This is a genomic window from Pseudoalteromonas sp. SWXJ133 (assembly GCF_015864365.1).
GTDB classification, from domain to species: domain Bacteria; phylum Pseudomonadota; class Gammaproteobacteria; order Enterobacterales; family Alteromonadaceae; genus Pseudoalteromonas; species Pseudoalteromonas arctica.
On the sequence record NZ_JADYXJ010000007.1, the window covers coordinates 44,923 to 64,677 of the forward strand.

Annotated in this window: 18 protein-coding genes and 10 tRNA genes; 17 read left to right on the forward strand and 11 right to left on the reverse strand. The window is 39.8% G+C overall.

What is annotated here, in order from left to right; all coding sequences use genetic code 11:
* The first annotated feature begins 445 nt into the window (after positions 1-445).
* The 10 genes from I6F40_RS07120 to I6F40_RS07165 all read left to right on the forward strand — a co-directional run bounded on the left by I6F40_RS07120 (position 446) and on the right by I6F40_RS07165 (position 1,692).
* Positions 446-522 (forward strand) — tRNA-Met (locus I6F40_RS07120).
* A gap of 64 nt (positions 523-586) precedes the next feature.
* Positions 587-671 (forward strand) — tRNA-Leu (locus tag I6F40_RS07125).
* Between the two features lie 37 nt (positions 672-708).
* Positions 709-783, forward strand: a tRNA-Gln gene (locus tag I6F40_RS07130).
* 5 nt (positions 784-788) lie between these two features.
* Positions 789-865 (forward strand) — tRNA-Met (locus I6F40_RS07135).
* Between the two features lie 90 nt (positions 866-955).
* A tRNA-Leu gene (locus tag I6F40_RS07140) sits at positions 956-1,040 on the forward strand.
* A gap of 38 nt (positions 1,041-1,078) precedes the next feature.
* Positions 1,079-1,153, forward strand: a tRNA-Gln gene (locus I6F40_RS07145).
* A 71-nt stretch (positions 1,154-1,224) separates the two neighbouring features.
* Positions 1,225-1,309 (forward strand) — tRNA-Leu (locus tag I6F40_RS07150).
* A 38-nt stretch (positions 1,310-1,347) separates the two neighbouring features.
* Positions 1,348-1,422: transfer RNA gene (locus tag I6F40_RS07155), tRNA-Gln, on the forward strand.
* 71 nt (positions 1,423-1,493) lie between these two features.
* A tRNA-Leu gene (locus I6F40_RS07160) sits at positions 1,494-1,578 on the forward strand.
* A 39-nt stretch (positions 1,579-1,617) separates the two neighbouring features.
* A tRNA-Gln gene (locus I6F40_RS07165) sits at positions 1,618-1,692 on the forward strand.
* Between the two features lie 35 nt (positions 1,693-1,727).
* On the opposite strand, the gene I6F40_RS07170 is transcribed toward I6F40_RS07165, so the two are convergent.
* Positions 1,728-3,155, reverse strand: a complete 1,428-nt coding sequence (locus I6F40_RS07170; RefSeq protein ID WP_442960696.1) for a putative bifunctional diguanylate cyclase/phosphodiesterase — start codon at positions 3,153-3,155, stop codon at positions 1,728-1,730.
* 349 nt (positions 3,156-3,504) lie between these two features.
* Positions 3,505-4,761 carry an FAD-dependent oxidoreductase gene (locus I6F40_RS07175; protein ID WP_166376716.1) on the reverse strand — a complete coding sequence of 419 codons (1,257 nt, stop codon included), beginning with the start codon at positions 4,759-4,761 and terminating at the stop codon, positions 3,505-3,507.
* A 169-nt stretch (positions 4,762-4,930) separates the two neighbouring features.
* Between I6F40_RS07175 and miaB the strand changes: the two genes are divergently transcribed.
* The 5 genes from miaB to lnt are packed head-to-tail and all read left to right on the forward strand — an operon-like array spanning position 4,931 to position 10,395.
* Complete coding sequence (gene miaB, locus I6F40_RS07180; RefSeq protein ID WP_101216148.1) at positions 4,931-6,379, forward strand: tRNA (N6-isopentenyl adenosine(37)-C2)-methylthiotransferase MiaB; 1,449 nt, start codon at positions 4,931-4,933, stop codon at positions 6,377-6,379.
* A 50-nt stretch (positions 6,380-6,429) separates the two neighbouring features.
* On the forward strand, positions 6,430-7,488 hold the full coding sequence (locus tag I6F40_RS07185; RefSeq protein WP_007585598.1) for a PhoH family protein: 1,059 nt from the start codon (positions 6,430-6,432) through the stop codon (positions 7,486-7,488).
* Between the two features lie 4 nt (positions 7,489-7,492).
* Positions 7,493-7,951, forward strand: coding sequence for an rRNA maturation RNase YbeY (gene ybeY / locus I6F40_RS07190; protein WP_002958542.1), 459 nt, complete (start codon positions 7,493-7,495; stop codon positions 7,949-7,951).
* Positions 7,952-7,973: 22 nt separating this feature from the next.
* On the forward strand, positions 7,974-8,858 hold the full coding sequence (gene corC / locus I6F40_RS07195) for a CNNM family magnesium/cobalt transport protein CorC (protein WP_007585597.1): 885 nt from the start codon (positions 7,974-7,976) through the stop codon (positions 8,856-8,858).
* Positions 8,839-10,395 (forward strand): apolipoprotein N-acyltransferase, encoded by a 1,557-nt coding sequence (gene lnt / locus I6F40_RS07200; RefSeq protein WP_197192697.1) that lies wholly within the window; start codon positions 8,839-8,841, stop codon positions 10,393-10,395. The genes corC and lnt overlap by 20 nt, the downstream gene beginning before the upstream one ends.
* Before the next feature lie 105 nt (positions 10,396-10,500).
* Here the strand turns inward: lnt and I6F40_RS07205 are convergent, their stop codons facing one another.
* From I6F40_RS07205 to I6F40_RS07225, 5 genes are all read right to left on the reverse strand, one after another.
* Positions 10,501-11,313: a hypothetical protein gene (locus I6F40_RS07205; RefSeq protein ID WP_197192698.1), complete on the reverse strand. Its 813-nt coding sequence runs from the start codon at positions 11,311-11,313 to the stop codon at positions 10,501-10,503.
* Positions 11,314-11,451: 138 nt separating this feature from the next.
* A complete protein-coding gene (locus tag I6F40_RS07210; RefSeq protein ID WP_197192699.1) occupies positions 11,452-11,739 on the reverse strand; it encodes a type II toxin-antitoxin system RelE family toxin in 288 nt (95 codons plus the stop codon).
* The gene (locus tag I6F40_RS07215; protein WP_033029102.1) at positions 11,729-11,980 is read right to left on the reverse strand and encodes a type II toxin-antitoxin system Phd/YefM family antitoxin; all 252 of its coding nucleotides are present in this window, start codon (positions 11,978-11,980) and stop codon (positions 11,729-11,731) included. The genes I6F40_RS07210 and I6F40_RS07215 overlap by 11 nt, the downstream gene beginning before the upstream one ends.
* An 86-nt stretch (positions 11,981-12,066) precedes the next feature.
* Positions 12,067-13,077: an RDD family protein gene (locus I6F40_RS07220; RefSeq protein WP_197192700.1), complete on the reverse strand. Its 1,011-nt coding sequence runs from the start codon at positions 13,075-13,077 to the stop codon at positions 12,067-12,069.
* 152 nt (positions 13,078-13,229) lie between these two features.
* Positions 13,230-14,255 (reverse strand): alkene reductase, encoded by a 1,026-nt coding sequence (locus I6F40_RS07225; protein ID WP_197192701.1) that lies wholly within the window; start codon positions 14,253-14,255, stop codon positions 13,230-13,232.
* A 171-nt stretch (positions 14,256-14,426) separates the two neighbouring features.
* On the opposite strand from I6F40_RS07225, the gene I6F40_RS07230 reads away from it, so the two are divergent.
* Entirely contained in the window at positions 14,427-15,194 is a 768-nt protein-coding gene (locus I6F40_RS07230) for a hypothetical protein (RefSeq protein ID WP_166376723.1), read from the forward strand.
* 82 nt (positions 15,195-15,276) lie between these two features.
* Positions 15,277-15,801, forward strand: a complete 525-nt coding sequence (locus I6F40_RS07235; protein ID WP_197192702.1) for a CIA30 family protein — start codon at positions 15,277-15,279, stop codon at positions 15,799-15,801.
* A 21-nt stretch (positions 15,802-15,822) separates the two neighbouring features.
* On the opposite strand, the gene I6F40_RS07240 is transcribed toward I6F40_RS07235, so the two are convergent.
* From I6F40_RS07240 to I6F40_RS07255, 4 genes are all read right to left on the reverse strand, one after another.
* Positions 15,823-16,359 carry a hypothetical protein gene (locus I6F40_RS07240; protein ID WP_197192703.1) on the reverse strand — a complete coding sequence of 179 codons (537 nt, stop codon included), beginning with the start codon at positions 16,357-16,359 and terminating at the stop codon, positions 15,823-15,825.
* 142 nt (positions 16,360-16,501) lie between these two features.
* Positions 16,502-16,756 (reverse strand): hypothetical protein, encoded by a 255-nt coding sequence (locus I6F40_RS07245; RefSeq protein WP_166419144.1) that lies wholly within the window; start codon positions 16,754-16,756, stop codon positions 16,502-16,504.
* A gap of 30 nt (positions 16,757-16,786) precedes the next feature.
* Complete coding sequence (locus I6F40_RS07250) at positions 16,787-17,263, reverse strand: FKBP-type peptidyl-prolyl cis-trans isomerase (protein ID WP_166419228.1); 477 nt, start codon at positions 17,261-17,263, stop codon at positions 16,787-16,789.
* Positions 17,264-17,283: 20 nt separating this feature from the next.
* A complete protein-coding gene (locus I6F40_RS07255; RefSeq protein ID WP_231609321.1) occupies positions 17,284-19,704 on the reverse strand; it encodes a Lon protease family protein in 2,421 nt (806 codons plus the stop codon).
* Positions 19,705-19,755 lie beyond the last annotated feature (51 nt).

Consider the following 19,755-nt stretch of genomic DNA (forward strand, 5'->3'; position numbering starts at 1 on the left):
AATCGCGGCGCGAGGTTTGTAACCTAGTGGGCTAAGTAAAAACCGAGCAACAAAGAGTAAATTGCCCCTAGGCAGAACCCTTCGGGCAGCGCATGTTTGGCATTTATTCTGCGTTATCGCCTATTTATGGGGAATAACCACACTACATAGGCTTTGCCTTGTCTAAATACCAAACACACTGCTGCAAATTTAACCTCAAAAGATAAACAGGCCCTAGTCTATCTTTGTAATATCGCTCAATTAAAGAAGTACAGGGTTAATTAAGATTCTGCGTATTTAAGGAAGCTAAAAAAACAGCATTTTTATTAAAATTTAGCCTGTTAGCTTAATTTTCCTGCAAACAAACACTGTTAAGTGTTTTTTTGCAAAAAAGGTGTTGACGAATTTGGGTCATATCAGCATAATACGCCCCGCACTCAGCGATGAAGTGCTAACAAAAAAAGATGGCTAAGTAGCTCAGCTGGTTAGAGCACATCACTCATAATGATGGGGTCACAGGTTCAAATCCCGTCTTAGCCACCATTTATTTTTTTGTTGCTCAATGAAGAGTTTAAAATAACTACCTGTACTTTATTGTACAAACGATGCGGGAGTGGCGGAATTGGTAGACGCGCTGGATTTAGGTTCCAGTAACTTCGGTTGTGAGAGTTCAAGTCTCTCTTTCCGCACCATTTCTTGATAAGAATTAAAACTATCAATTGTTATTGTTGGGATATCGCCAAGCGGTAAGGCACCAGGTTTTGATCCTGGCATTCCCAGGTTCAAATCCTGGTATCCCAGCCAACAATGGCTAAGTAGCTCAGCTGGTTAGAGCACATCACTCATAATGATGGGGTCACAGGTTCAAATCCCGTCTTAGCCACCATTTCTTCTTTTAGAAATGGCTCTGCAAGAGTTAAATTGCAGCTCAATGAAGAGTTTAAAATAACTACCTGTACTTTATTGTACAAACGATGCGGGAGTGGCGGAATTGGTAGACGCGCTGGATTTAGGTTCCAGTAACTTCGGTTGTGAGAGTTCAAGTCTCTCTTTCCGCACCATTTCTTGATAAGAAATAAAATTATCATTAATTCTTTTTTGGGATATCGCCAAGCGGTAAGGCACCAGGTTTTGATCCTGGCATTCCCAGGTTCAAATCCTGGTATCCCAGCCAACTTCTTCTACCAAGGAAAGTTGGATAAAAGAATTGCTCTAGCTTAGAGTTTAAATTGGCAAATTGTTGATGCGGGAGTGGCGGAATTGGTAGACGCGCTGGATTTAGGTTCCAGTAACTTCGGTTGTGAGAGTTCAAGTCTCTCTTTCCGCACCATGTTCTTATAAGAACTAAAATTATAAAGAATTCTTTGTTGGGATATCGCCAAGCGGTAAGGCACCAGGTTTTGATCCTGGCATTCCCAGGTTCAAATCCTGGTATCCCAGCCAACTTCTTCTACAAAGGAAAGTTGGATAAAAGAATTGCTCTAGCTTAGAGTTTAAATTAGCAAATTAGTGATGCGGGAGTGGCGGAATTGGTAGACGCGCTGGATTTAGGTTCCAGTAACTTAGGTTGTGAGAGTTCAAGTCTCTCCTTCCGCACCATGTTCTTATTAAGAACTAAAACTAATTCAAATTTACAGTTGGGATATCGCCAAGCGGTAAGGCACCAGGTTTTGATCCTGGCATTCCCAGGTTCAAATCCTGGTATCCCAGCCAATTTGACTCCCCTGTCTAAAACTTCTCAATACTCATTAAATTAAACTTACTTTTTCTGCACTTAAATAAACATTTANACTTACTTTTTCTGCACTTAAATAAACATTTATAAATTCATCTATATTTATCGGTTTACTATATAAATACCCTTGCAAATAATCACAGTTCATACCTAATAGCGCTTGCTCTACCTCTTTTGTTTCTATTCCTTCAGCTACTACGTCACAATTTAATCGACTCGCTAAAAATAATGTAGACTCAACAATGGCATAATCTGGTGGGTTAATGAGCATATCTTTGATAAACGACTGATCTATTTTTATTTGATTGATTGGCAGCTCTCTTAATAACGACAATGATGAAAAGCCAGTACCAAAATCATCAACACTAAATTTAAACCCGCGCATACTCAACTGCTGCATCATTTTTCTTGCAGCCGGAATATTTGTCATCATTGCACCTTCAGTAATTTCAAATATTAGTGAGTCACTTAAAGTAGGATCGGTTGTAAGTAGGTTAATTATAAAATCGTAAAACTCACTACTCTCAATATCTTTAGTCGATAAATTGACATGTATAGTACCGATGAAGCCAAATAGTTTGAGTTTTCTAATATGGTTAACCGCTTCTTGTACAACCCATTTCGATAAAGGAAAAATAAGCCCTGTACGCTCAGCTACGGTTATAAACTTTTCAGGACTAATAAAGCTACCATCATCTTGCGGCCATCGGATAAGCGCCTCTAGGCCATGTAATTGTAAATCTTTAGAGTCCATTATGGGTTGTAAATAAAGTTCAAACTCACCTTTATGTAATGCCACTTTAATTTTGGCTGATAAATCAAAAAAGTCCTCAGCTCGTTTACCTATTGCAGATGAGTAACTTACTAAAGGTTGAAATGTTTTTTTAGCTTCATGCAGTGCCAAGTCAGCTTTTTTTAATAGCTGATCGGGCAATCGGCTATCATCAGGAAAACGGCTTACGCCTATACTTAATTGTATTTTAACCATTTGCTCATTCGTACAAAACGGACTTTTGACGGCTGAGTTTAAAATGTTTACACAATAATTCATGCTTTCATCTGTATCGGTATGCAATAAAAAAGCAAACTCATCGCCACCTATTCGATATAACTTAGCAATGCCGCATAATTCTTTATTTAATTTATTGGCAAATGCAGCCAAGAGTTGGTCACCACACTGATGCCCAAACGCATCATTAATTTGTTTAAAGTTATTTAAGTCGATATAAAATAGTGAAAATGGGGAAGGATATTCAACTTGTTTACTTAAAGATTTAAAAAATTTATCGCGGTTAGGTAGAGTTGTTAAGTTATCGTGCTCAGTTTGATATTTTTGATACTGCGTTGCTTGCTCTATTTTAAGAATACTTTTTAAGCTCAGTTTAATCACTAAAAAAACAAACCCACCACCGCCAAGTAACAACATAGCCACCATATTCATAACGACGGGTGCAATGTCGTGGTTTGAAAAATAATAAAGTATCCACCAATACCCTATAATAAAAAAAATAATAGCGCATAGCAGTACACTCCATGCTCTTTGCGATGTTTTTTTGCAAACTTTAACGGTTGTTTTTAAGCTAGCAACAAGCAGTAGCGCACCTAAAATAATTATTACTGTAAAAAAATTATCCACACACAGGCTCTTTAAAGTTATTAAATTGCGATTTAGTGATGTAACACCAGTTAAATTAAAACCGTGTTCAATATAGCCGAGTCACTATTTGCTGACTTAAAAACAGACATAAAAAAAGGCTCATAAATGAGCCTTTCTAATATCTACTTTAAATTTAGCCTAAATCACCACTAATTGCGTATTTTAAAACCCAGTTTTTTATTGGCCCCGTATTATTAGCCATTTTTAAAAACTGGCTGCGTGCCCATTTAAGTGGCGTAATTTGATTAGAAAACCCAAAGTAACACGCGTCCATCATGCTCATCATTAATAAATTAGCCCTGCGGCGAGCTCGCTCGTATTCTTTAAGTTTTAGTGGGCAACCTATATCTCCTGCTTCGTTTAAAACCTCAGCAAGTGCCACTACGTCCTGAAAACCTAAATTAACGCCCTGCCCTGCAAGTGGGTTAATTGTATGCGCTGCATCGCCTACTAAAACCATGCGCCCTTGCGAATAATTATTAGCATGTTGGCGAGTAAGCGGAAATACTGCATGGGTTTGTACTTCAAAGTCTCCAGCAAGTTCTGGGAATTTATTCAGTATGTGCGTTTTTAACTGAGTTGGGTTTAGCCCTTTAAATGCTTGCAATGTATTTGCATCGTCGTACCAAATTAAATTAGCGTACGGTGCCTGCATTGGTAAAAATGCTAACGGCCCACTTGGTGTAAACTGTTGCCATGTTTTAATTTGTTGCGGTGCATCGAGTTTAATTAATACCCCCATGCAATGCTGTTGGTACTGCCAACCCGTAATACCAATATTAGCTTTAGCACGCAGCTGCGATTGCCCACCATCGGCGGCAATTACTAAATCAGCTGTATAGGTTTGATCACCATACACAAGCGTAATTAAATCATCCGTTTGCTCTATTTTAGTTACCGGCAATGATTGCTCAATAACCTCAATCTTATAATGCCCAAATTGCTGCCACAAACTTGCTTGAATTAAACTATTTTCAATCAAGTGGCCTAAATGTGTCGTGTTTATGTCGGCGCAATCAAATAATAAATTGTCACCACCGCGCTCAAAAGCCTCTAATTGTTGATAAGGTGCTATGCGGTTTTGCCTTAAAAGAGGCATTGCCCCTAATTCATCAAGTAAATTTTCTGAAAAACGATTAATGGCAGACACTCTAATATCCACTTTATCGCTACTAAGAATGTGCGATGGGTCTATTAGGTGTTTTTCAATTATGCGCACGCTAAAGCCTTGCTGAGCCAGCTTTATCGCCATAGCCGCGCCAACCATGCCCCCGCCAACCACTATCACATTATTTTTGGTCATGTTTTTCATCATTTTATTATTACTTGAGTCTGTTTTGATTGTATCAAAATTAATTTGTTTTATACCAGAGGATATCCCTAACAGCACATTAAACTCGCCCTGTATTGATTTGAGATCACAAACATGAAAACTATACTTGGATCTGGGCGGGTATCCAGCTAAAATACGCCTCCTTTAAGTGAGCATGCTTGCTCCTTAATCCTGTTTCTAGCACATTTTTGTGCCACTATCGAATTGAACACGAGGCAATATTTCAATGAGCAAAAAGCTGCATATTAAAACCTGGGGTTGTCAGATGAACGAATACGACTCTCAGAAAATGGCTGAACTTTTAGATGCCACCAACGGCTACCAGCTAACTGATGATGCAACAGATGCCGACGTAATCTTACTTAACACCTGTTCAATTCGTGAAAAAGCACAAGAAAAAGTATTTCACCAGTTAGGTCGTTGGAAGTTGTTAAAAGACGACAAGCCAGACTTAATAATTGGTGTAGGTGGTTGTGTTGCCTCACAAGAAGGTGACTCTATTCGCCAACGCGCACCATTTGTAGATGTTATTTTTGGCCCGCAAACATTGCATCGTTTACCAGAAATGATTAAACAAGTGCAAGGCAACAAAGGCTCATCGGTTGTTGATATTTCATTCCCAGAGATTGAAAAGTTTGACCGCCTGCCAGAGCCAAAAGCGGATGGCCCATCTGCGTTTGTATCAATTATGGAAGGCTGTTCTAAATACTGTACTTTTTGTGTTGTACCATATACTCGCGGCGAAGAAGTTAGCCGCCCAGTAGATGACGTACTACTTGAAATTGCACAACTTGCTGAGCAAAACGTACGTGAAGTAAACCTACTAGGCCAAAACGTAAACGCATACCGCGGCGACACGCACGATGGCGAAATATGTTACTTCTCAGATTTAATTCGTCTTATTGCTGCTATTGATGGTATTGACCGTATTCGTTACACCACCTCGCACCCGGTAGAATTTACGCCTGATATAATCGACGTTTACGCTGATGTACCAGAGCTTGTAGATCACTTACACCTACCAGTACAAAGTGGTTCAGACCGTATATTAAACCTAATGAAACGTGGCCATACGGCAATTGAATACAAATCGACAATTCGTAAGTTACGCAAAATTCGTCCTAACTTAAGCATGTCGTCAGATTTCATTATTGGTTTCCCAGGCGAAAGTAAAGAAGACTTTGAAGCAACCATGAAGCTTATTAGCGACATTGGTTTTGATATGAGCTTTAGCTTTATTTACAGTGCCCGCCCAGGTACGCCAGCGGCAGATTTGCCAGATGACGTAACAGAGCAAGAGAAAAAAGAACGCTTATACTTACTACAAAACCGTATTACACAAATGGCGCAGCAAATTAGCCGTCAAATGTTCGATACAGAGCAACGTATACTTGTTGAAGGTCCTTCTAAAAAGAACCCAATGGAGTTACGTGGCCGTACCGAAAATAACCGTGTAGTAAATTTTGTTGGCCCGCACACAGTGATCGGACAGTTTGTTGACGTACGTATTACCGAAGCACTACCTAACTCTTTACGTGGTGACTTAATTCGTACAGAATCAGAAATGAACTTACGACGTGAAATCGCGCCTTCAGCTATTTTAACTAAAGCTGCAGCTGCAGAGCCAAAACCAGACACTGTTAACGAAATTGGCGTAGCTTCTTTCGTTCCTTAGTCATACTATTAGCGCCAGTTAACGCTGGCGCAGTACTATAGGAAGCAATTTTGAGTAATCAGTTAAAAACATTAGAGATTTATTTAGAACCTGCCGATAACAAACGCCTTTCTTCTTTATGTGGCCCGTTTGACGAAAACATCAAACAAATTGAACGCCACCTGGCTGTTGAAATAATTCACCGTGACAACTTTTTTAAAGTAACCGGTAAACTACACAACTGCGCCGGCGCTGTAGAAATCTTAAAAAACCTTTATGTTGATACTCAGCCAGTTCGTGGTGTTTTAGGCGAAATAGAACCCGAAGCCGTTCATTTAGCTATTACCGAATCAAAAGCCCTAGAGCAAGACGCATCAAGCAGCGCTTACGGCAAAGAAATGGTGATTAAAACGCGCCGTGGTGTTATTAAACCACGTAACGATAACCAAGGTGTTTATGTCGCTAATATTTTAAACCACGACATTACCTTTGGTATTGGCCCTGCTGGTACTGGTAAAACCTACCTTGCAGTTGCTGCCGCCGTTGACGCCCTTGAGCGCCAAGAAATACGCCGCATATTATTAACGCGCCCTGCTGTAGAAGCGGGCGAAAAGCTTGGTTTTTTACCCGGTGATTTAAGTCAAAAAATAGACCCGTACCTGCGCCCTCTTTACGACGCTCTTTTTGAAATGCTAGGTTTTGAAAAAGTAGAAAAACTCATCGAAAAAAATATCATTGAAGTCGCCCCGCTTGCTTACATGCGCGGACGTACTTTAAACGATGCCTTTATTATTTTAGATGAAAGCCAAAATACCACCGCCGAGCAAATGAAAATGTTTTTAACCCGTATAGGGTTTAACTCAAAAGCGGTTATTACAGGCGATATAACACAGGTCGATTTACCTCGTGGTACACGTTCTGGCCTTCGCCATGCAATGGAAGTACTTGATGGCGTAAACGAAATTAGCTTTAACTACTTTAAAGCCCAAGACGTAGTACGCCACCCTGTTGTAGCACGCATAGTTGAAGCCTACGAGCGAAACGACGAAAGCGAGCGATTAAAGCGCATTGAAAAGCAAAATGCAAAAGACGCACTTGCTGCTCTTCAACAGCCTACTACTAAAGAGTAATACTTTGACAACCGAACTTGATTTACAAATAGCCTGTGAGTTTGACAACCTCCCAAGCGAAGAGCAATTTGCACTGTGGGCCGACAAAGCCCTTAGCCAATACCGTGACGAGTCAGAACTCAGTATCGTTATTAGCGACGAAGCGCAATCGCAACAACTTAATAACGACTATCGCGGTAAAAATAAACCGACCAACGTACTGTCGTTCGAATTTGAAGCACCACCGGGAATAGATATTCCCTTGGTTGGTGATTTAATTATTTGCCCAGCCATTGTATTAGCTGAAGCAATTGAGCAAGAGAAGTCATTTCATGACCACTTTGCTCACATGGTTATTCACGGATGCTTGCATTTGCTTGGATTTGACCATATAAAGAGTGACGATGCTTTAGAGATGGAAAGCATCGAAAAGCAATTACTTGCAGAGCTAAACATAGCAGACCCATACCGGGACGATATTTAAATTAACGGAGCAATTAGACGCAATGAGCGACGGTAACTCGCAATCTAGCCAGGGTTCTTCTGGCAAAACGTGGTTGGGCAGAATAGCCCAAATGTTGCAAGGGGAACCCCAGAATAGAGAAGAGCTGGTCGAAGTTATTGCCGATGCGCAAGAACGAGACGTAATCGATCCTGAAACAAAAGAGATGATAGAAGGTGTGCTTGGCGTGTCTGAGCTTAAAGTGCGAGACATAATGGTTCCGCGCTCACAAATGATCACTCTTGAGATCGACAGCCCGCTTGAAGAGCTAATTCCAATGATGGTTGACTCAACTCACTCACGTTTTCCTGTGGTGATTGAAGACAAAGACCATGTAGAAGGTTTTTTACTCGCTAAAGATTTATTGCCACTAATCTTAAATAAAGACGAGCATTTACCATCAATACGCGATTATTTACGCCCAGCAATGGTAGTACCTGAGAGCAAACGTGTTGATACATTGCTAAACGAATTCCGTCAGCAACGCTACCATATGGCTGTTGTTATTGACGAATACGGCGGCGTATCGGGCTTGGTAACGATTGAAGATATTCTTGAAATAATTGTTGGCGAAATCGAAGATGAGCACGACGAAGAAGAAGAACATCAAGATATTCGTCGACTTGCTAAACATGTTCACGTAGTGCAAGCACTCACACCTGTAGATGACTTTAACGAGCATTTTAAAACAGGCTACAGCACAGACGAAGCCGATACTATTGGCGGAACTGTACTGCACGCATTTGGCCATATGCCAAGCCGTGGTGAAACGATTGACATAGAAGGTTACCAATTTAAAGTAACCAACGCCGACAATCGTCGTATTTTGCAACTGCAAGTCACCGTTCCTAAGGCTGATGATAACGACAGTGAAGAAACTGCTAACTAGACTTACCCTATTAGCAAAAGATAAAAAAGCATGGCTCGCACTCGTTGCGGGCCTTGTTTTAACTTTTGGCTATGCCCCCTTTGAAATTTGGCCCATCGTATTTATTAGCCTTGGTACCATAATTTTTTGCATTAACCCTAATAATACCGGTAAAGCACACGCAAAAACCGCTGCTAAATATGGCTTTATCTTTGGCCTAGGCTGGTTTGGTGCCGGTATAAGCTGGGTACATGTTTCTATTGCCACCTTTGGCGGCATGCCGCTTATAGCGTCGCTTTCGTTAATGGCTTTTTTGTGCGCCTACTTAGCGTTATTTCCCGCACTTGCCTTTTGGGCAACTACACGCTTTGCCACAGGCCCTAAAAGCTTTGGCGCATTGCTTATTGCCTGCTTTGCAATTAGCGAGTATTTACGTGGCACCGTACTTACCGGTTTCCCGTGGTTAAGTTTTGGCTACACACAAACCGACGGACCTTTAAGGTTGCTTGCCCCTTATATTGGCGAGTTTGGCTTAACACTTACCTGTGTCGCTATTGGCTTTGCACTGTATAGACTTACCCAAAAAGACTTTAAAACCCCGGCGGTTACTGCTACAGCTGTTGCGCTTATTTTTACAGGCGCAAGCACCACCGGCAGTATTCATTACACAGATAAAAACATGTCAGTTTTGCTCGTACAAGGGAACATACAGCAACACCTGCGCTTTGAGCCAAGTGAGTTTTGGACCACAATGAGCAAATACCAAGACATGACACGCCCACATTGGGATGCCGACTTAATAGTATGGCCAGAAGCCGCCGTGCCTGAAATAGAGATGCTTGCTGATTCCTACCTAGCCAATTTAGACAGTGCCGCCTCGTTTAATAAAACCGCCCTTGTAACCGGTATTGTTGACTATCAGCGAGACACCAAAAATATATTCAACACGCTTATTGTGGTCGGTAATAAAGAACGCGGCGACGAGCACGGGCATTATCATTACCTTGATAAAAACCGCTATCAAAAACACCAGCTGTTACCTATTGGCGAATTTGTACCGTTTCAAGACTTTTTGCGCCCTATTGCCCCATTATTCGATTTACCTATGTCATCGTTTACCCGTGGCGACAAAGTGCAAAACAACTTGCGCGCCAACGGCTTTAATTTACTCCCCGCTATTTGCTACGAAATTGTTTTTGCCGACTTAGTACGCGGTAATTACAAAAGCGACTCCGACCTACTCTTTACGGTAAGTAACGATGCCTGGTTTGGCGACTCTATTGGGCCTTTGCAACATATGCAAATAGCCCGTATGCGCGCGCTCGAGCTACAACGCCCTCTAGTGCGTGTTACAAACAATGGTGTAAGCGCCGTATACGACCCTATAAGCCACGTACAAAAAACTATGCCTCAGTTTGAAGCTACTACATTGAAAGCCAACATTAAGCTTATAAAAGGCGACAGCGTATACAGCCAATACGGCAATGTGTTTGTATGGGGATTTGTGTTGTTAATGGGAGTTGTTGGGTTTGGGGTTAGCCTCAAGCCACAAAAATAGGAATAGTTCAGTCAATTTATTACTGGCATTATTCGAAAATTAAAATACTTAATTATTAAAAATAATCATTGTCACTTTCCAAAAGCAAGTCATTTAAGAGTTCAGTTAATTATTTAGCTTTTCAAAAAATGAGCTTTTATCTAGTTCTTTTATTAATATCTCAAATATTTCATATAAATTTACGTCATCACTATCTAAACCTGTTAACAATAGGAACTCTGAGGATTTATAAATAACTCGAGGGATTTCTAATACCAACTCAATAAAGGCATCTCTATCATAATAAGGTGCCCAGTAGTCTTGTTTAGTTTTAAATGGCTGAATATTTATGAAAGATAATAATTTTAAGCAAGCCCACTCTGCTGAAAAGCTATCTTTATTAGTCAATTCAAAAGAAATTATTTGTGACTTACTTAGTACATGATGAAATAGCTCTTCTCGATCGACTGAATATTCTAAATATTCAATGCTGTTACTTGAAAACAACAAATCATATAATCCCATAGCATTTACATCTATAGCGTCACTTTGATCTAAGATGCTTAATTTCACACCTTCTAACTTTATCCAGTTTTCGAATTGAGTTCTATGCTCAAAATAATGCTGAAAGGTTTGGTTTTTTCTAGCTAACTGGAAATTACTCTCATTTTGTGAAATTGAAATAGCACTTTGCTTCGAACTATGAAAGCGCCCAACCATAACACCTAGTATTATAGAAATTGATGCGATACCTAAAGGAAGTGAAAAAGCTGTCAAAAAGTATTTATACCCCTTCACGCTAATTTCAAAATTAAGTTCAGGTATCAATAAAACAGCCAATAATAGTGATAAACTAAGTGGTGTTAAAGTTGCCCACCAAAATATGACATTTTCATGTAGAGATTTCTTTGGGTATATTGAAAAATCGAAGTAGTTCAAAATTTAATTCCTTCTATAATTAGGCTTCCTGCTTTCGCTTTCCTACGTTCTTTTATTAAGAGAAAGGCTTTAACTTTGGAAATAAACAACTAGATAAAAGCATTTAAGAAGCTTAATTTTTCCAAGTGACAGCCCCTATTACTTAGTTCGGGACGCTAACTTTTTATATATTGCATCTTTATCGCGTTTACCAATTGCCAGTACATAAACCAAAACTTCGTTATCAATAACTTCGTAAGCAAGGCGATATCCTGCCGTACGCAATTTTATTTTATAAACATTATCAAAACCGCGTAATTTAGAGGCTGGCACATGGGGATCATCTAATCGTTCAGTAAGTTTCTTTTTAAACTGGCTTTTAAGTGGTGGCGCAAGTTTCTCCCACTCCTTTAAGGCTGCAGGTAAAAACTTTAACTTATAAGTCATCTATACTAACTTCAACCGCTTGAGATAAATCGCCTCTGCGGCTCTCAACAACTTTAGTTAGTTCATAATCATCCAGTTGTTCCATAATTAGTTCATACATTGGTGCAGGTACTAAGTAAGCTGCGGGCTTGTTATGATTTAATATGGCTATTGCAGCGCCATCTGCTTCATTTAGAAGCGCTGTTGGATTTTTTTTAAGTTCTGAAATACTTGCCGAACAATCAGCTAAAACCTGTCTCATAAAACACCTAAAAAGAACTAAATTAAGCACTAATTTTAGACCTTTTTCTATTTATAGCTACACTTTTTTAATCCCGTTAGTTTTTATTACTTCTTCACTGCATCTTCTACCGTTTCAACATTTACAACTTGATTCAAGTTACCTTTAATAACCACTGTTGCTGATATCTTATCTTGAATGGCTTGCCTGTTTGGGTCCCAATATATCTGTAAAAACCCCAATAATCCCGTTGCAAAACCTGCACCGTAGCCGCCGTAGCGACCAAAACAATCTAATAATCCTAATGGCTCACCGCTTAAGGCAACCACACGAATATTACATACCTTTTTACCCGGTGTTTGGCCGCGCCAAAGTAACGAGAACAACGTAAAGTAAACAGCAGCCCAACCAAACCCTAAGCCTAAGTCTTGAATAATGCCTTTGCTCCACTGCAAAATACTATTTGTGGTTGTTTGTGCAGGTTTTTCTTCTATTAACTGCGCAGGCTTTATTTCGTTATTTTCACTGAGCACTAGTAGCTGTAAAAGTACGGTAGCAAGTTGTGGGTTTTGTAGGTCGTCCATTTCTGCTAATTTAGGTACTTGCCCGATTAAATTATCAAGCGCGTTTTGTTGGCAAGGTTGCTCACAGCTTTCATCTGCTGTTTGTGCTAAATAAGTATTTACCCGTTGTTTTTCTGTGGCGGTAAGCTGTATTTCATCTTGTATTTTTACGCCCTGAACAGCTAAACCTTGATCAGTGTTATCGTCTTCTAGGTAATCAATGCCAATTGAAAGCACTGTAAGTGCGCTTACAAATAAAATACTTGCTGCCGTTATTTTTAAGATTCTTCGCCACACATTCGACATTTTTGGAAGGTATTGCTGTGCCGTACCTTTATAAAAGGCCATTGCAGCAATAAATGCTATTAAAGCCGCGCTGAGTTTGGCTGCTAAAAATATCAGTGCTACATCAATAATAATCGCTAGTGCACGCCGAATTGGCGTAGCTAAAGGCAAGCCCAGTAAAGCACTGTCTATTTTAAAGGCGTAGGGGGTAATAACTTCTCGGGTTTCAGAATTTGATAATTCTAATTGTTCTATCTCTTTGGCTTTCATTTATTTTCTTGTTATTAAAATAGGTAACCCGGTTAACTTACGCGTTTTTTATTTTTTGCTCAAGATAAAGCTAATAGAATCAGTGCACAAAAAAGGGCTGCATAAAATGCAGCCCTTCATGTTTTTACTCAATGTTTATTACTGACTAGCAATTATACCGTTGGATAATCGGTATAGCCTTGCTCTGCACCACCAAACAAAGTGTCGGGGTTGTGGCTGTTAAGAGGCTTGCCTTGCTTTAAGCGTGCTGGTAAGTCTGGGTTTGATACAAATGGGCGACCAAAACCAATCATGTCGGCCCAGCCTTCGCTAAGTGCTTTGTCTGCGCGCTCTTTTGTGTACTTGCCTGCGTAAATTAATACACCGCTGTAGGCTTTACGAATAGCGTGTTTAAACTCAACACTCATTAAAGGTGCGTCATCCCAATCAGCTTCGGCTATATGCATGTAACCTACGCTGGCTTTATTTAATGCCTCCGAAACCGCTAAATAAGTTTCCTCAGGGTTTTCGTCTACTGTGCCATTAAGAGTTGTTAACGGGGCTAGTCTTACGCCTACTTTGCTGCTACCAATTTCGTCGCTAACAGCATTTACCACTTCAATTAAAAAACGTATTCGGTTTTGCACGCTGCCACCATATTCATCGGTGCGAGCATTTGATTCTGAGTCTAAAAATTGGTTAATAAGGTAACCATTAGCAGCATGAAGCTCTATGCCATCAAATCCTGCATTAACTGCATTTTTAGCAGCTTGGCGAAATTCGCCTATGACATGCGTAATATCTTGTTTGCTCATTTCGCGTGGGAGTTGGGTGTCTACAAACCCCGGTGCGCCGTTTGTATCTACAAATACTTTTACGTCTTTTGCAGCAATGGCCGAGGCTGAAATAGGCTGCACGCCACCAGCGCTATGTACTGCGCTTGTTACTTTACTCCAGCCTGCAACTTGCTCATTTGAATAAATACCCGGAGTCCAAGCGTAGCCTTTGCCAAGTTCACTAATTTGTGTGCCTTCGCTTACAATTAGCCCGGCACTTGCGCGCTGTGCGTAATATGTTGCCATTAAGTCGTTAGCTATATCGCCAGGCTGTGTTGAACGCGAGCGAGTCATTGGGGGCATAACAATACGGTTTTTTAATGTTTTACCTGCAAGTTCTATTGGTTCAAAAAGTAATGTCATAATGCCTCCTAAGTTTGATTGCGCTCATAATAACGTAACCAAGCACATGCAAAAACAACAAAATAGTTTTGTTGTATTTGCAATAAAGCTACAAAGTAAAACACATTAACTTTAGGTGAACTAAATGTATTTTATTGACTCTTAACAGCACTATTAAGTTGAGGGTTTGATGTGAATAAAGGGAATGCGTGGCCGTGGGTTATCTCGTTATGTATACATGGCGTGTTGCTGTACTTATTACTTTCACATAAATTACTTTCGCAAAAAATAAAGGTTGAAGAACCTCAAACAAAAAAAGACACCGTAATAAACGCTTATGTAATGGTTAACTTATCAACCCAACCTAAGTTAAGCACCGTTAACACCACCACTAACGCACCGATTGTTGAGCCTGCAAAGTTAGAGGTAAAAAAAGTACCTGAATCTATAAGCACTAATAAAACACCTACAACTCAAACACAAGTTACTAAAGCACCCAAACAACGTGACGAAAAACCAAAAACAACAACAGTAACAAAGTCCACTATTACAAATAAACCTCAACCCCCTGCTCACACCATTAATACCAACACGCAAACGTTTAAAAAACTTAACCCGTATGCGTCTATTTATGGCGCACCTATAAATAACTTAACGCATAAAAAAATGGTCACGTTTGGCGAAGCTGATAACTCAGATAGTACTGATGATGCAATAGCTGCCACGCCCACAATTAAATCACCGGTTAAGTCACAAAAATCGGAAGTTATTAGCCAAAATACAATAGGCACACGACGATTAGAAAAATTTAACGGTAAATGCTATTTAATTGATACTTCAACCGTATTTGGTAGTAATGGCATGCCTCAAGGTAGCGCGCAACACTGCCCTGGTGAGCAAACTGATGATGAAATATTATTTAATAAAATAATGGATAAGTGGGCTCGTAAAAATAATTAGTTTTAAATTAGTGAACAAATACGTTGTTAAAGCGTATTAGTTATAATTACTCCACTTACTTAATGCCAATTAGGAAACACGTATGACAACAAAACAACTATCATCACTTTTTGTATTTAATTTATTAGTTGTAAGTGCGCAAGCTAATGCAAACCAGCGCTGGTACGTTGTTAACGACTCAGTAATGGGCGGTGTATCTAATAGCCAATTCACACAAATACAAGGCAGTTTACTGTTTACAGGCAATGTTTCGCTTGATAATAACGGCGGTTTTGCATCAATACGTACAGAGCTAAATACCCAAAGCCAAAATACTAAAGCTGTAGCGCTGCGTGTTAAAGGTGACGGGCAAACTTATCAGCTCAGGCTCAGAACAACTAATTCTCTTGATGGCGCAGCGTATACTCACTCATTTAAAACAGTAAAAAATGAATGGGTAAATATAAATTTTGCCCCAAGTGATTTTACTTTAACGTATCGCGGTCGCATGCTTGAGCAACAACCAACTATTGATTTTGACGATATAAAACAGCTAGGCTTTATGATTGCAGGTAAGCAAGAAGGTGAGTTTGAACTAGAAGTGAGTAAAATTGAGTTTAAAAGCTAGCCCACCAGCATGTTGGTGGCGCTAAATAGTATAGTCGTCACCTCGCCTTTTCATTTCACTAATAACCAGCTCAACCATTTGTTGCTTTACTGCCGCTTGCTCTGATTTCAACTCTCCAAGTTGCAGCTCTAGCATGTCTATTTGCTCTTGTTGTTGCGTGTTTTTATATTGTTTTGCACCTAGATGCTCTGCATCTAAAGTTAAACTCGCATCACTTTTATCTAACTCACTTGCAGAAGTATTTATAGTTAAACTACGTTGTACGGGACTTTGTTTAAGCTTGTTAATTTGTTCTTGCAGCGCAATAACTCGCCCAGTAAAGTGCTTGTATACTTTTTCTAGATTTTTATATTGATTGCTAAACGTAGCGTTATCTTCACTATATTCTTGCGCTTTAGTATCTAGAAACTTAGATAACACATATTTTGGCTCTTCTTCGCCCTCTTTCTCATTCTTTTCTTCACTCGCTTTTTCAACAGGTAGTTTATCTGATTGCGCTAAAGGTTGAGTATTTGGGTTGTGTACTTGGTATGGAATGGGAGTCGGTGAAATCTTCATTATTTTATCCCTAAAATAGCTTTGTAACTATTATAGGTATCGACCTCGTATTAAAATCCTTAAGTAAATTTTATTGTTAGCTAAAAGCAAAAAGCCCCACTTTATTAAAGTAGGGCTTATACCAATTTATTAAACTAACTCGTTACTTAGTGCTCTGGCTATCTTGCGAGAGCGCAATAAGAGCAAGCGCTGCATTGAGGCGAGTATTTAAATTATTATAAATAGTCATGCCAAACACACCGATAATACAAACTATTAAACCCATTTGTAGGTTAACGCTCATCTCTAGTAAAAAAACAGCTGCAACGAGTAAGCATAGCGCCAATGCATAAATAATAGATTGAAAGGTAAAGTTAATATCACCTTTGGCTATTTTAAGTAATTCATCTTTATTCATAATTTACTTTCTTGTTATTTAATTTAATTACTAAGACTCAATTGCCAGTAACTCTACTTCAAAAATAAGTACTGAGGCAGGAGGAATACTCCCTACCCGTTTTTCGCCGTACGCTAATTGATGCGGTACGTATAACGTGTATTTGTCGCCTGGGCTCATCAGTTGTAAGCCTTCAGTCCAGCCTTTAATAACTTGGTGTAAACCAAAGCTAATCGGTGTTTTACGCTCTACTGAGCTGTCAAACACAGTGCCGTCGATTAGTGTGCCATGGTAATGCACGTTAACCATACTTTTTGAGGTTGGTGTGTTTTCACTATCGCCTTTATGGATTACTTTATACTGTAGGCCAGATGCGGTTTCGACCACGCCCTCTACTTTTGCGTTAGCGGCTAAGTAATCTGCCCCTATTTGTGCATTTATGCCTGCTTGTTGTTTTGCTTTTTTACTATTTTGAAATATTAAAAAACAAAAAATGGCGATAACCACCGCCAAAATTATATTGATCATCATTAACCTTTTTCATTGTTTTACTTTTCGTTATCTGACTCTTCGTCTTTTTCGTCGTCATCATCGCCATTAACTATGTCGGCAATTTCTTTAAGACGAGCAAGTGCAATCCCGTTTACTGAGTTTTCTGGATACTGGTCATCAATAATATCGCCAGCTTCTATATCCATTAACAAGTTAAGCGCTTGGTCTACGGTTTCTACTGCATAAATATTAAATTTACCCGATTCAACCGCATTAAGTATTTCGTCATCAAGCACTAAATTAACTTGGTTTGATTTAGGAATGATAACGCCTTGCGAACCTGTTAAACCACGCATTTTACACAGTTTAAAAAAGCCTTCTATTTTTTCGTTTACGCCACCAATGGCTTGTACATCGCCGTGTTGGTTAATAGAGCCGGTAAGCGCAATAGATTGGCTAATAGGTAGGCTTGTAATAGACGAAATAAGCGCACACAACTCTGCTAAAGATGCGCTATCGCCATCTATGTAACCATAGCTTTGCTCAATAGCAATATTAGCGCTAAGCGTTAAGCTAAAGTGCTGCGCATATTTATTACCAAGGTAGCCGGTAAGCAACATAACGCCTTTTGAGTGAATTGCTTTACCAAGCTCAGCTTCGCGCTCTACATCTATTACGCCATCGGCGCCGGCATAAACGGTTGCGGTAATACGTGCTGGTGTACCAAACGAGGTATCGCCAATGTGCAGTACCGTTAAGCCATTTACTTTACCAATGGCTTGGCCGTCGGTTGCAATAAGTGTGTGACCTTCTTTTATGTCACTTAGCATATTTTCGCTAATTTGGCCGGTACGGTATTGTTTACCTTCAATGGCTTCGTCAATATGGTGCGCGTCAATAACGGTTAATTTATCTTGTTTTGCGTAGTAACTCGCTTCTGCAATAAGCTCAAGTACATCAGCAAAACGCGCTGACAATTTATTTTGATGCTCTGCTTGGCGGTAACTAAATTTAAGTAAACGCACCATAGCCGCTTCTGTAGCGGTACATTTTAATGTTTGCTGGCAATACTCGGTTACTTTAGTAATAAACTGATATTGCAATTTATCGCTACTTGGCAAGTAGTAATCAAAGTCAGCTAATACTCTAAATAGCTCTGCAAATTCTTCGTCGTATTCACCTATGGTGTAGTACAACTCACGCGAACCTAATAAAATAATTTTTACATCAAGCGGTATAAGCTGCGGGCGAAGTGTAAAGCTCGTCCCTACTGTGCTGTCTTGGTACGGTAAATCGTTTTTAATTTGGTGTGTTTTTAACGCGAGCTTTAAACCATCCCACACTTGTGGGTTTGCCATGATTTTTTCAGCGTCCATAATTAAATAGCCGCCATTAGCACGGTGCAATGCACCTGCCTGAATTGAGCGATAACAAGTAATTAAAGAGCCTTGCGATGTTGAGTACTCAATTTTGCCAAATATATTGCCAAACGTTGGGTTAGGCTCGTACACAACCGGTGCTGCGTCGTCTTCTTTAAACTCAACTAAAATGTTAGGTGCAAAAAAGTCGGTAAGCATGCCTTTGCGGTCAAAGTCTTCTTTGCTTTCTTCACTTTCATCTTCGTCATCTAGCCATTCAAGTACCGCGTCTATAATTTCAACGCGTATATCTTTTAAATAACGCAGTACGCCAATATGAGTTGCGTATTTATGTTCTAAGTCTTTTAAAAGTGGTTTAGTGGCTTGCTCTGCTGTCGACTTTTTAAGGTTGCGTTGTTTTTCTTTTGATTCGCGTTTCCAACGTGGCAGCTCTATTAACGCTTCTATTAATGCATCTTCTAGCTTTTCAATTTTTTCAAAAAACTCTTCACGTAACGTTTCTTCAAGTTCGCCAAATTCGCTGTCGCTTAATTGTTTACCATCTACAAGTGGTGCAAACCCTACTGAATTTTTTTCTTCAACTAATGCAACGCTTTGCTCAAACGCCGCAATTTCTACTGCGGTAATAGCACTGTCGTAGGCATCGTTAAATTCACGATCGATTGATTTTTTCTTACGCTGATACGCTGGGTTATCAAATGCAGCTGGAAAGGTGTCGAGCACTTCATCTAAAAATGAATCTATGTCGTCACTAAGTTGCTTGCTTTGCCCTGGTTGCATAAACAGCGCAATAGGTTCTCTGTGGTCATCGTAATTATTTACGTATAACCATTCGTTTGGCGTTGAGCGGTCTTTTGCGTGTTGCTTAAGTTTATCTTTAACAAGCGTAAAGCGCCCGTGAGCGGCCTCGCCCATTACATAAACGTTGTAACCCGGCAGTTCCATCCCTAATGAAAAATCTAAAGCACTTTGGGCGCGTTGTTGGCCTATAAACGTAAGTTGCTCTGGGTATGGATTGCTCATGCACGTGTTTACGTGATTAGTAGAAATACTCGGTGCGAGCTTTGAAACAGATAGTGGCAGCAATTTTTTCGTCATTCTAACTTCTTTTTTTACCAGCATATTCGCTGGCCTTTGGGCGTATTAAGT

What these genes read in the sequence shown, in the direction of transcription:
- I6F40_RS07220 (WP_197192700.1), bottom strand. Translation starts at nt 13,077, where the DNA reads ATGAAAGCCAAAGAGATAGAACAATTAGAATTATCAAATTCTGAAACC.
- miaB (WP_101216148.1), top strand. Translation starts at nt 4,931, where the DNA reads ATGAGCAAAAAGCTGCATATTAAAACCTGGGGTTGTCAGATGAACGAA.
- corC (WP_007585597.1), top strand. Translation starts at nt 7,974, where the DNA reads ATGAGCGACGGTAACTCGCAATCTAGCCAGGGTTCTTCTGGCAAAACG.
- I6F40_RS07250 (WP_166419228.1), bottom strand. Translation starts at nt 17,263, where the DNA reads ATGATCAATATAATTTTGGCGGTGGTTATCGCCATTTTTTGTTTTTTA.
- I6F40_RS07225 (WP_197192701.1), bottom strand. Translation starts at nt 14,255, where the DNA reads ATGACATTACTTTTTGAACCAATAGAACTTGCAGGTAAAACATTAAAA.
- I6F40_RS07215 (WP_033029102.1), bottom strand. Translation starts at nt 11,980, where the DNA reads ATGAGACAGGTTTTAGCTGATTGTTCGGCAAGTATTTCAGAACTTAAA.
- I6F40_RS07240 (WP_197192703.1), bottom strand. Translation starts at nt 16,359, where the DNA reads ATGAAGATTTCACCGACTCCCATTCCATACCAAGTACACAACCCAAAT.
- I6F40_RS07235 (WP_197192702.1), top strand. Translation starts at nt 15,277, where the DNA reads ATGACAACAAAACAACTATCATCACTTTTTGTATTTAATTTATTAGTT.
- I6F40_RS07245 (WP_166419144.1), bottom strand. Translation starts at nt 16,756, where the DNA reads ATGAATAAAGATGAATTACTTAAAATAGCCAAAGGTGATATTAACTTT.
- I6F40_RS07210 (WP_197192699.1), bottom strand. Translation starts at nt 11,739, where the DNA reads ATGACTTATAAGTTAAAGTTTTTACCTGCAGCCTTAAAGGAGTGGGAG.
- I6F40_RS07255 (WP_231609321.1), bottom strand. Translation starts at nt 19,704, where the DNA reads ATGACGAAAAAATTGCTGCCACTATCTGTTTCAAAGCTCGCACCGAGT.